At 61.7% G+C, this 11,361-nt stretch carries 10 protein-coding genes and 2 pseudogenes; all 12 read right to left on the reverse strand.

Annotated features, from left to right (window positions below):
- Nucleotides 1–557 (reverse strand): annotated as a pseudogene (locus AAAC48_RS13200) (acetyl-CoA C-acyltransferase); the annotation flags it as partial.
- A 28-nt stretch (nucleotides 558–585) separates the two neighbouring features.
- Nucleotides 586–747 (reverse strand): annotated as a pseudogene (locus AAAC48_RS13205) (4Fe-4S dicluster domain-containing protein); the annotation flags it as partial.
- A 16-nt stretch (nucleotides 748–763) separates the two neighbouring features.
- Complete coding sequence (locus AAAC48_RS13210; RefSeq protein ID WP_340654613.1) at nucleotides 764–1,378, reverse strand: glutathione S-transferase family protein; 615 nt, start codon at nucleotides 1,376–1,378, stop codon at nucleotides 764–766.
- A 41-nt stretch (nucleotides 1,379–1,419) separates the two neighbouring features.
- Complete coding sequence (locus AAAC48_RS13215; protein WP_340654614.1) at nucleotides 1,420–2,319, reverse strand: VOC family protein; 900 nt, start codon at nucleotides 2,317–2,319, stop codon at nucleotides 1,420–1,422.
- A gap of 135 nt (nucleotides 2,320–2,454) precedes the next feature.
- Nucleotides 2,455–3,519, reverse strand: a complete 1,065-nt coding sequence (locus AAAC48_RS13220; protein WP_340654615.1) for an outer membrane protein transport protein — start codon at nucleotides 3,517–3,519, stop codon at nucleotides 2,455–2,457.
- Nucleotides 3,520–3,736: 217 nt separating this feature from the next.
- Nucleotides 3,737–4,693, reverse strand: coding sequence for a fumarylacetoacetate hydrolase family protein (locus tag AAAC48_RS13225; protein WP_340654616.1), 957 nt, complete (start codon nucleotides 4,691–4,693; stop codon nucleotides 3,737–3,739).
- Between the two features lie 81 nt (nucleotides 4,694–4,774).
- On the reverse strand, nucleotides 4,775–5,452 hold the full coding sequence (locus AAAC48_RS13230) for a VOC family protein (RefSeq protein ID WP_340654617.1): 678 nt from the start codon (nucleotides 5,450–5,452) through the stop codon (nucleotides 4,775–4,777).
- Complete coding sequence (locus tag AAAC48_RS13235) at nucleotides 5,449–5,883, reverse strand: VOC family protein (protein ID WP_340654618.1); 435 nt, start codon at nucleotides 5,881–5,883, stop codon at nucleotides 5,449–5,451. The genes AAAC48_RS13230 and AAAC48_RS13235 overlap by 4 nt, the downstream gene beginning before the upstream one ends.
- 106 nt (nucleotides 5,884–5,989) lie before the next feature.
- A complete protein-coding gene (locus tag AAAC48_RS13240) occupies nucleotides 5,990–7,918 on the reverse strand; it encodes an acyl-CoA synthetase (RefSeq protein ID WP_340654619.1) in 1,929 nt (642 codons plus the stop codon).
- Between the two features lie 31 nt (nucleotides 7,919–7,949).
- On the reverse strand, nucleotides 7,950–8,126 hold the full coding sequence (locus tag AAAC48_RS13245; protein WP_340654620.1) for a hypothetical protein: 177 nt from the start codon (nucleotides 8,124–8,126) through the stop codon (nucleotides 7,950–7,952).
- Between the two features lie 176 nt (nucleotides 8,127–8,302).
- A complete protein-coding gene (locus AAAC48_RS13250) occupies nucleotides 8,303–9,247 on the reverse strand; it encodes a 4Fe-4S dicluster domain-containing protein (RefSeq protein WP_340654621.1) in 945 nt (314 codons plus the stop codon).
- Nucleotides 9,248–9,257: 10 nt separating this feature from the next.
- Nucleotides 9,258–11,361, reverse strand: a 2,104-nt coding sequence (locus AAAC48_RS13255; RefSeq protein WP_340654622.1) for a molybdopterin-dependent oxidoreductase, incomplete at its 5' end; no start/stop codon positions are given.

Here is an 11,361-nt window from a genome sequence, read left to right on the forward strand (position 1 = left end):
GCCAGCCGGCCGTCGGCCCGAGCGGCGAGCGCCTTCTTCTGGCTTTCGAGCGAATAGGCGTCCTGCTCCTCGCGCGAGATGCCGTAGCGGTCAGCGAGGTTTTCGGCGGTGAGCCCCATGTTGAGGAAAGCGGTACGCTCGGTGTCGCTCCACCCCGGGTTCGGCATGGGGTTGAAGCCCATCATCGGCACGCGGCTCATGTTCTCGACGCCGCCGGCAATAAATGCGTCGCCAGCACCCATGGCAATCGCGCCGGCCGCCATCTGGACCGCCTGCAGAGAGGAACCGCACCAGCGGTTGACCGTGGAGCCGCCGACCGATTGCGGCAGGCCGGCGATCAGCGCCGCGCAGCGGGCGATGTTGAGGCCCTGTTCGCCTTCCGGAAAGGCGCAGCCAAGGTTCACGTCCTCGATCGCGGCCGGGTCGATGCCGGAGCGGCCGACCAGCGTCTTGATCACGCCGGCGACGAGATCGTCCGGACGTACATTGGCAAGCGCGCCGCGATAGGCGGGCGTGAAGGGGCTGCGCAGGTAGTCGACAATGTAGATTGCGGTCATGGCTCGCTTCCTGTGCGTGACGGGTTCGTCACATGTTGGGATAGTTGGGGCCACCGCCGCCTTCGGGCGGGACCCAGGTGATATTCTGCGACGGATCCTTGATGTCGCAGGTCTTGCAGTGCACGCAGTTCTGCGCATTGATCACGAAGCGCGGGCCGGTGCTCGCCTGCTCGTCCTCATAGACGACCTTTCCCTCGGGGATGAAATCAGGTGGAGGACCCGTCGATCGCTCGGAGCACGCTCGGGCGCTTCAGCATTTGGTCGTAGAAGGCCCTCAGCGGGGCGGGCAGATCGGCGTTCAGCATGGTGGCCCAGTACGTGACATAAAACAGCGCCGCATCGGCCACACCGGGCCGGGACCCCGACAGCCACGGGGTCTCCCCCAGAAGAGTGGAGACGTGGCGCAGACCGTCTGTCGCCACCCGCAGTCCATGGGCGCGCAATTCCTCCTGCGCGGATGGCGACGAAACGAACTTGCCGGGCATGAGGGCCAGTGCAAAGCCGCGCATGTGAACCGTGCCCACAATGAACTCCATCGCCTCTATCACCCGCGCCGCGGCGTCGGGATCAACGGGAAGGAGCCCAGCCTCGGGAAAGCGCCACGCAAGCCAGAGCGCAATGGCCTGGAACTCGGTCAGCACCGTCCCGTCATCGCGGAGCAGAGCGGGCACCTTGCCTTTGGGATTGACGGCCAGGAAGGCGGGATCGCGCTGCTGACCGGATGACAGATCGATCGTCGCGACCTGGTGCGGAACGCCGATTTCCTCGAGAAGAATCCGGATCCCCAGCGAACAGGATCTGGGAGCGTGAAAAAACTGCATGGATCTGACCTTTGCTTCAGAAATTGACTTGATCGGCGTCCTTAGGCCTGAGCGAGGCTGAAGGCGAACTCGGTTTCCCATGCGCAGAGTTCTGTAAGCTTCCATTCGCGCGGAGCCATGGGATAGTGCCCGTGCCAGGGGCGCGCCTCGCACATGTTCAGTTCCGGGATGAAAACATCCATATCGGTATAGAGTTCGATCAGCACGCGATCGGGGTCGTAATGGTAGCCGGCAATGTTATGACCGGCGGTATGGCGCGTAGGGCCCCATTCCACCGGAAGACCGCGCTCGGCCAGCAAATCGCACGCCATCGCGTGGCTGGCGTTGCCCTTGAGCTGGAAGGCGATGTGATGGACCCGGTTGTCCGGCATGCTCACCACGTTGACGACATGGTGTTCGCGGTTGCAAGTGATGAAGTTGGAGATGCCGGCGATCGTGTCGGTGAACCAGAAGCCGAGGAAATCCATGAAGAACGCCTTCAGCTTCGGGCCTTCGGGCGAGATCACCGCCACATGGCCGAGCCGGAGCGGCGACACGCCGATGCGCTTGAAGCCGGGCGCGGGGGCATCGATGTCGGTATAGAGCTGGAGCGTGGTGCCCGGCACCGGCTCGACCTCGACCAGCTCGCGGATCCCCGGCTGGCTGTCGGACTTGATCTGCGCGCTCAGGCCGAAGGCGCCGAGCTCGGCCACGAGCTCCTTCAGATCGGTGCCGGGATTGAGCTGGAAGCCGAGATGGCCCATCGCCTTCTGCTCGGCCTGGCGCAGAACGATGTTGTGGTGCTCATAGCCGATGGACAGATAGCGTTCGCCATCATGACCGGTCGCGGTTTCGCTCATGCCGATGGTTTCGGCATAGTGATCCTTGGCGCGCAGGATATCGGGCGTTTCCAGCGCGATGTATCCGAGCTGGAACACTCTCGGGGCGAATTGTTTCCGCATAGTTTTTCTCCATTTATGTTTGGCGCCTGTCGGGGCGCAGGGTTATGGTCATTCGGGCGATATGCGGCATGGAAGCTTGGCAAAGTCGCTTCCGAACAGAAGCCGAAGTCGGCGACGGCGTATCCGGCAACCCGGTCAAAACGAATACCCCATTTTGACGACGGCACTGATGACGTCGTTGTCCGTAAAATTTCCGAACGAACCCGAAGCATCCCCGAACTGAAAATAGCTAACGGCGACCGTCATTTTCGTCTGGTCCTTCGTGTAGATTGCGCCAAGCGTGGGACCCCACAAACCGTCCGTTGCGTCGAGCGGCCCTTCAGCCGATACGTCAGTCGAGGGCTCGTATGTCAGAGATGTGAATCCCGACCATTGTTCGCTGAACATCTGTGCCACGCCGAGCATGTAGGTCGTCGTGTCGTTGAAGTGGGTGAGCGATCCCAAAGGATAGCCCGGCGGATTGATCGTGTGTTCGCTCCATTCGGCCCAGCGAACCGTCGCGAAGAGCAGCGTCGAGTGACTGATCGGGGCCTGGAGTTCGATGTTAACCGATTGCGGGGTCTCGACCTGCGTAGTCCCGTCATAGGCGCCTGAGGTGTCGAAATCGTAGTCGATCGCGGAATTGTATGTGACTGCGGCCCGGACATGGGCCTCCGGGATTTCAAAGGCCGCGCCGACCACGTAGCCCACCGCCCAGGTGTCGTCAAAGGTGACGTTGCTGAAACCGGCGGGCACGCCGCCCACGAAGACTGAGATATCAGTGTTGCCGCCCATGCGCTGCAGTCTGGGCCCGCCGAAGACACTGAAACGATCCGTGAATTTGTAGCGCAGCAAACCTGTGACCGCGATCGACTCGACTTTTCCCGACAAGCCGGACAGCGGCCCGCCATCATACTCGAGTTTGCGCCCATAAGGATTGTCTACGATGACCGCTCCTGAGAATTCCTCGTTGATATCGGCCTTGAAGGCGCCAGTGTAGAATGGCAATGTGGGCGCCGTGTCACCCGAAGCAAACGGGGGCCCGACGGCTGTGATCTCCCCCCTCACGTCCGGACCGGCTAGGCCGAGCCCGAATTCGACATAGCGTCCCGCCTCGAAGAGAGCGTCAATCGGCTGCCCCAGAATATCGAAACCTCCTGCCATCGCAGGTGTGACGAAAATACAGCTGAAAAATCCGGTCACCAACTTAGTAGTTTTCATGCGGGTCTCCCTCCTCCGAGACGTCTCGTTTTTCCGCAAAGCCCAAGGAAATGGGCATTTCTCACTTTGCCTGCAGCCCCTGCGCCTTTCCTCCAACCAGTCGGCTGCCTCCAGATTAAGGGGCTAGACCAGGAGGCGACCCTCGAGCCCTTCACACCTCCGCCGATCGGGCCGTGGTGCGGGCGGCGACGGCGTGTGCGTCCTGGTCCCGCCGAGATCACGCGTCCACGACTTCGAGCAACTGCCTGCCAAAATCGACGGCGCTGTCATCGGTGCGCATTTCGGCGCGCATAATGTCGCCCGGCGCGAGGTAACGTGTGTGCGCGGTCGCTTCCTGGACGATCGCATCCTTCCGCTCCGAATCCTTGAAGAGCTTGGTCGTCAGAATCTGGGCGAGGGGGGCGCTCGCTTGCAGGATCACGCCGCCCGGCGTCCCGGTCAGGACGAGATCGCCCGCAGACAGGTCCATCAGGGACGCAATGTCGTTGAGGCAGGTTTCCGGGCGAAAGACGAAGTCCCGGGTATGGGCCGACTGCCGCAGTTCGTCGTTCAGCCAGAGACGGATCTCAATCCTGTCGAGCAGATCCGCTACCTCGTCCGCTTCCGGAATGACCAGCCAAGGACCACAGGGGCAGAAGGTACGGGCGCTTTTGCCGCGGAACCACTGCATGAAGGCTTCGCCGAACATGACGTCGCGGGCTGACACGTCGTTGCACAAGACCAGTCCGCCTATGAAATCGCCGAGGGTCTCTCGGGTGACGTGATCGCCCGCACCTAGTGGTCGCTTCAGGACAAGCCCGAGTTCCACTTCGTAGTCGAGCATCTGACATCCGGCCGGCCGGATGACGGGATCGAACGCTCCGGACAGCGAGGAGGCGGCCTTCATGAAGAGCAGGTTCTTCTGGCGTGGCGCATGCCCCGATTGATCCGCGTGATCTGCATAGTTCAGACCCTGGCAGACGATCTGCGCCGGCGCTGTGACGGGGCTCAGAATGTTTGCAGAGCTGCTCGGGAAACGTTGAGCGCCTGCCCGCGTCTTGAGCTCAGCGGGAGGAAGGCGCAGGATGTCGGCGGTCGAGACGAAGGTGCCCTCGAGCGGCGCGATCTCATCTCCGTCCAAAATTCCCCACAAGGGTTCGCCGCCGATTGTAAATCGCGTCACTCTAACTACCATTTCATTTCCTTTCTTTGGGAGGGCCGCTTCGAGAGCGGCTCGAATGTCCGCTCACAGCGCCTTTTGAGGGTCGGAGCGGGGTCAAGCGCGGTCCTTGCCCTTGAGGTCTCCGTATCGCGCGCGATAATTCTCGATCGTATCCATCGCGCCGCAGAATTCGACATTGTGCCAGTCGGGATCGTAGAGATAGCAGGCGACGTTGCCGCCGGTCTCGCCGTCGCCCAAAGGCGGTTCGCTGTTGTGGCGGACTGGACCGTAGTTCAACTGGAATCCGTCGGCCTGCTGTTGCTTGGCAAAGGCCAGGACATCCTCCAATTGGTTTCCTTTCACCTCGAGCGCGAAATGGAAGAAGCTCATGCCCGAAGGGACGGTAATCCTGCCGGAGGGGTCGTATTCCTCGATGAGCACAAGGCATTCCTCGTGCTCATTTGCACTCATGTAGCAGCAGCGGATACACCAGCCTTCCTTGAACGGGTGTGGTTCGAGCTCGCAAGTGCGGCTGTGGATCATGCCGGCAACTCTCTCGTACCAGGCCCGGCTTCGCGCGATGTCGCGCACATAGATGGAGAGCTGTCCGATATGAGAAACGAGCGATGGCTTGAAGACGCCGTAGTCTTCAGTCTTGTTGGAGAACCGCCGCTTCGTTAGCGTCGGCCACAACAGGACCGTTTCGCGGAACCATTTCCGCTTCAGGAGGCCTGCGAAGCGTAGCTTGAATGGGGGCAGGACGTTCGGGGGAACGAATGCGGTGTTGCTCATCTGCTGGGCTCCTCAATGATCTCAATCCAGTGCTTGTCTGGGTCCCGGACGCAAAAGGCACGCGATACAGGGCGCGCGGAGGCAAGCATGCGCCCCTCGCGGATCGACAGGCCCATGTCTCGTGCGCGGCTTCTCACCTCGTCGAATGCCTTGGCGTCCTTCACAGTCAGCGCGAAGTGCAGCATCGAATTGTTGTCCATCTTCAGCTTGTGATGCTTCACCAGGCAGATGTCGTGATGGTGGAAGCCGAACGAGAAGAAATGCATTTCCTGCTGCGACAAACGCATTGCGGCGCTGCTGTCCGGGTGGTTGAGAGCGGAGAACTGCAGGTCGAAGAGTTTGATATAGAAAGCCTTTGAGCGTTCCAGGTCGGTAACGTAGAAGACATGGTGCTGAAGGTTGGTGACGGGGATCCGAGTTTGAGCATTCATGACTGGGGTCCTGACTGCTGGTTTGCCCAAGAGAATGCTAGCGGCCCGATCTCGTAACGGGTAAGATTGATCGCCATGATTGACGTCCTTTTCTTCTCGCGAATTTTCAGAGGAATTGCGCCTCAAAGGTGTAGCGACCCAGTTTTTCGCGGAGTGGGCCTGGATCGCCCTCGGCCGCAATTCTTGCAAGCAGCCCGAGCCGGACGTCCTGAACGACCGAGAGCGATTCGAGCTTCACGCCGGCCGACGCCGCCTCCTGACGTACGACATCCTCGATCTCCAGCATCGACAATGCTGGTTTGAAGATCTTGCCGACGGGTGTGACGGGCAGCGCGGCCAGAATCCGAACCGATTTGGGATGCGCAGCGCGCTCGGGAATACGGCCGACGGCATGGGCAAGCAGATCCGCCTCCGATGCGGTCGTCGCCGGCTTCAACTGAACGTAGAGCACCGGCAGTTCTCCGGCGCGCACATCGGGCCTTCCCACCGCTGCGGCGAGTTGCACCGCCGGGTGATCTTGCACTGCATTTTCGATCAACTTGGGATCGATATTGTGGCCGCCGCGGATAATGAGCTCCTTCTTGCGACCCGTCAGCCAGAAGTAGCCGTCCGCGTCCTGGCGGGCGAGATCGCCGGTGTTTAGCCAGCGCTCGCCGTCAATCTCAAGCCAGAGCCCCTTGTTGTGTTCGGCATTGATGTAACCGGCAAAGACATTCGGCCCGCGGATCGCGAGCACGCCGACCTCTTCCGTCCCGGCGAATCCGGTGAAGCCGCCGGAATCGTCAAGTCTGACCACTGCCATTTGCTGGTAGGGGAGGCGCAGGCCGATCGAGCCGATGCGTCGCTCGCCTTCGGGGGGATTGACACTGGAAACGCAGACGCCTTCCGTCAGGCCGTAGGCCTCCAGAATGCGAATTCCCGTCGTCTTTTCGAAAGTGCGGAACAGTTCCACGGGCATCGGAGCCGCGCCGCAAAAACCGTAGCCGATGCTTGAAATGTCGCGGCCGCCGAAAGGCACCTGCAGAAGTGCGGAATATACAGTCGGAACACCCGAGAAGGCCACGATCCGATAATGTTCGATGATCTCCCAGAAGGACGGAATAACTCCCTCTCCGCGATAGCCCTGCGGCGTGCCCATGATGACATGTCCGCCTTGTGACCACGGGATGAGGCCCGTCACCAACTGCCCATTGACGTGGAAGAGCGGCAGGCCGCAGAAGATCGTCTTGCCCGGTGCGAACGCACTCCCGATGAAGGCTTGGGTGGACCAGGCGTCGAACACTTCCGAGAAGTGCGTGCGCGTAGCGATCTTGGGCAGCCCGGTCGTGCCGCCTGTGCAGAAGTATGATGAGATATCCCCGGATCTGGGCATTTCGAAGGTCAACGCGTCGCCGCGTTCCGCGGCGATTTCCTGAGGCAGGCTGAGAATCGGGATCGAAAGACCATCGACACTCGGAGCCTGCGACCGTACCTCCGGCGCTTCGTCGTCGGTGTCGCGAACATAGCGACTTAAATTCACCGAGAGAATTCCCTGCAAGCTCGGCACATTCGCCGCGGCTTCGACCGTCTTCTCCCAGATGTCGGTCCCCGGGGCGGGCGTCAGCGTCACCAGCCATTTTGCCTTTCCGGCTATGAGAAGATCCGAGATCTGTTCCGCTTGTAGCAGCGGATTGATTGCGAAGGCGATACCCGCCGCCTCGCCGCCCCAGATCACGAAATGCGTTTCGGGCAGATTGGGCAGCACGAAGGCGACGACGTCGTCGCGACCGATTCCCAGCCGCCGTAGGGCATTGGCTGTCCTCGTGATGTCAGCGTGGAGCTCTGCATGAGTCCAGACGAAGGGATCACGAAAGTCGCCAGAGCGCAGAAAGAAGGACAGGGCAAGCTGATCCGGCGCGATAGCGGCGCCGCGCGCAAGCATCTCGTAGGTGCTTGCCGGCAGGTTACGCTCCCGCAGCGGAATTTGCTCGAATGCCTCGACATCGCGCAGAGCGACAATGGGGCGCCCGAAGTCGCCAGGGGTTGTTGCGAGCATAGTCTTCCTCCTCCTATAGATCCGCGCTGGCTCACCTGGGCAGCGGCGGCAACTTCAAATTAGCGGTGCGACGAGCTTCCTCCGGCTCGATCTCCAGTGTTCGGAGTACGAACTCCGCCGCATCGGATCCGGCATCTCGCCAGGCCTTATAGCCCTGCAGCACCAGAAACACTGCAGCGAGACCAGTGCCGGCAATCATCGCCAGCATTGAAGCGGCCTGCTCCGGAGAGCCTCAACACTGAAGGAAATCAAGTCTTCGGGCGTTTCCGGCTCCCAGATCGCGCACAATGTCTCTGCCGCACTGAGAATCGGGCAACGTTCGTTCCCCGGCTTTCCTGCCATCTTGTTCGCCGATTGGTCATGTCCGAGCGGCAATTATCACTATCAAGCATCGGCTCCTCCACGCGAATCTGGGGCGCCGCCACCCGCTCCGTCGACTAAATGAGCAATGCTGGGGCGGGCTTTCGCCGTCTCCTCCTTTGTTTCCTCGAGGCGGGTCAACCTCAGTTCGCCCAGATAGACGCTCTCGCACAGGACACAGTCGCGCCAGGCGCTGCCATGGGCATGGGAAACTTCGACACGATACGTGCCTCCATCCCCGGCCAAATTGTCGAAGCGAAAGTCGCCGAAGCCGTCGGTGACCGTCCTCGCGAGAACCTTGCCTCCCTGGGAGAGGGTGACGTCCGCCCCCTCGATGCATTCCACCGTCGCGGCAATGTCGGCGCTGACGCTACCGCCGACGAAGCATGTCTCCCACCGTTCCAAGCCCCGGTACCAGACGCGGGGTTTGGTCGCGAGCTCGGGCTTGTGCACCTTGAGCCCCTCGGCGAACGCCATCCGCTCCATGGCGGCGTCATCGAGCTTCACCGCCTCGAAGACATCCGTCGGGCAGACCTGTTGACAGCGGGGCTGCTGCCAGCCCTGATCCAGCAGGTGGGCGTCGAAAATCCAGGTCTGCGGCACCTGTTGCTCGTCATTCCAGACGATTGCCCCATAGGGGCAGGAGCCAACGATGTCCTTGCGGCCGCGGGACTTGACCGGATCGATGATGACGACGCCATCATCGCGTTTGCGAATGGCGTCACCGGCATGGCGCATGCAGGGCGCGTCGTCGCAGTGATTGCACATCACCGGCAGGTAGGTGGTCTCCACCATGGGCGCGCTGCCCTGCGCACGCCGCAGGATGCGGATCGGGCTGTCGCCGACGGCGGCGGCCGGCGCCGCATAGCCCGGGAAGTCGTTGCCGACGTGTTCGTCCCGGTCCGCTATGACGCAATTATGGCAGTTCTCGCAGCGGCCGACATTGATGATTAGGTTCCACTTGCTCACGGGCGTCCTCCTACGCTGCGCGGTTCATCTTGAAGGACTCGGCGTTCCGCCACTTCTCGATCTGCACTAGGCAGGAATTGGGAGCCATGCTGCTGGTTCCGCGGGTCTGCGATCGGTCCGGGGTGAGGATGTTCAGGCAGCCGCCGATCTCGACGGTCTCTCCCGCAACGTCGATGAGCTGGAACTCGGCGCTGGCCTCATAGGACTTGACGACGCCCGCAGTCACCAGGGGCGAAATGTCGGCGGCGCAGATTACGGCCCCGCGATCGTTGAAGATCTTCACCAGGTCACGATGGCCGATGCCCCGGGCGGCGGCATCGGCCGGGTTGAGCCGCAGCAGCCAAAAGCGATGGCCGGCAAGCAGGGCGCGGTGGTCTTCCACCTGATTGACCGCGCTGTTCTTGCCGTCCATGCTGGTGTGGAAGCTGTAGCGGCTATGCGTCGCGATCATCTGCAGCGGATAGCGCTCCGCCAGCCCGGTGCTGCGCAGCCCTTCCCAGGATGGGATGTAGCGATTGACCGGTGGCCGGTCCGGATTGCCCGCCGTGTTCCGCTTGAGGACCTCGGGCACGAATTCCAGCTTGCCGCTCGGAGTCTGCAGGCCCATGCCGAACTCTTCGGCATACTGCGATGGCATCGGAAGCGGTTCCGGTAGATCCTTGCGCCTTCCCTCGGCGAACCAGCGCATGTCGACGGGCTGGCGCAGCTCTGGCTTTTCGGGCGGCACGACGTAGTAGCCCTTGCGACAGAATTTCTTCCAGGAAATTTCGCCGGGCAGATCTGACGAATCGAACACCCGCTTGACCCAGTCGAGCTCGCTGCAGCCCTCGGTGAAGACGGCTCCCAGGCCCAGTCGGGTCAGGATGCCGGTGAATATCGCGTAGTCAGACTTCGACTCGCCCAAGGGCTCGATGCACTTATGCTGGAGGGTGATGACGCGATGGTTGACGACGTTGACGCCGTGATGGGCGTAGCCTCCGGAATTCGCCCATTCGCCAATGTCCCAGCGCTCCAGCGAGGTGCAGGCTGGTAGGATGATATCGGCGAACTGAGCCTCGCCCTCCATCCAGATAGATTGGTTGACCACGAACTCGATGCTCTCGTGCCGATAGGCCTCCACCCAGCGCCCTGATTTCGTCGCGGTGCTGAAAGACGATCCGCCATAACGGTAGATCATGTGAATCGGCGAGTAGCCCGGCATGGGATAGGTGAATGGAGCGAACTGGGCCTCTTGGGACATGCCGTCCCAGAGGTAGCCGGTGGCGTGGCCGGAGATGATGGCGTCGGGCAGTTGCTGACGCGGCACCATCTGCTTGACAGGATTCATCGTCAATATGTGCGGCATGCGCTGATAGTTGTTGACCGCATTCCCGGTCCACGCCAGCTCACCGGAGATCCCGCCATCGGCGTAGCCCGGAAAATAGAAATGGAGGTCGTGCGGGACGCCGATCTGGAGACCGCCGAAATTGACGCCCGGCTTGCCCCAGCCCTGCATGGCCATCATCATGATCATGCAGCGCGCCCACTGGGCTCCGGTCGCGCCGCGGCCTGCGCCGCCGAATCCCGTGCCCGTCATTCCGACAGCCAGATAGACCTTCTTGCCGCCCCACTTGCGGGCCAGGGCGCGCACGTCCCTGGCAGGGATGCCGGTCTCTGCCTCCTGCCATTCAGGGCTCTTGGAGATGCCATCGGTTTCGCCCAGCAGGTACGCCTTCCATTCGTCGAAGCCGGTGGTGCGAGTGGCGACGTACTCCTCGTCGTAAAGGCCCTCCGTGATCCAAACATACATGATCGCCTGGGCTAGGGCCGCGTCGGTCTGCGGCCGGACGGGAAACCAGCGCCCGCCCAGCAACTGGGCTGTCGGATTGCAATGCGGGTCGATATGAACGAACTCGATGCCGAGTTCCTTGGCCCATCGACGACGGGGCGTGCCCTCAAATCCCGCATAGGCTCCATTGGTGCTTTCGGGATCGCAGGACCAGAAGACGATCATCTCGGCTTCCTTGAGGCAATCCTCGACCCCACCATAGCCCGCAGGCACGCCGACCCGCATTGAATTGCCGAAATGGTGCATGGCGCCCCAGTACCAGCCCTCCCAGCTGTCCGGGTTGGCA

It is taken from the genome of Phyllobacterium sp. (assembly GCF_037994405.1).
Lineage (GTDB): Bacteria > Pseudomonadota > Alphaproteobacteria > Rhizobiales > Rhizobiaceae > Phyllobacterium.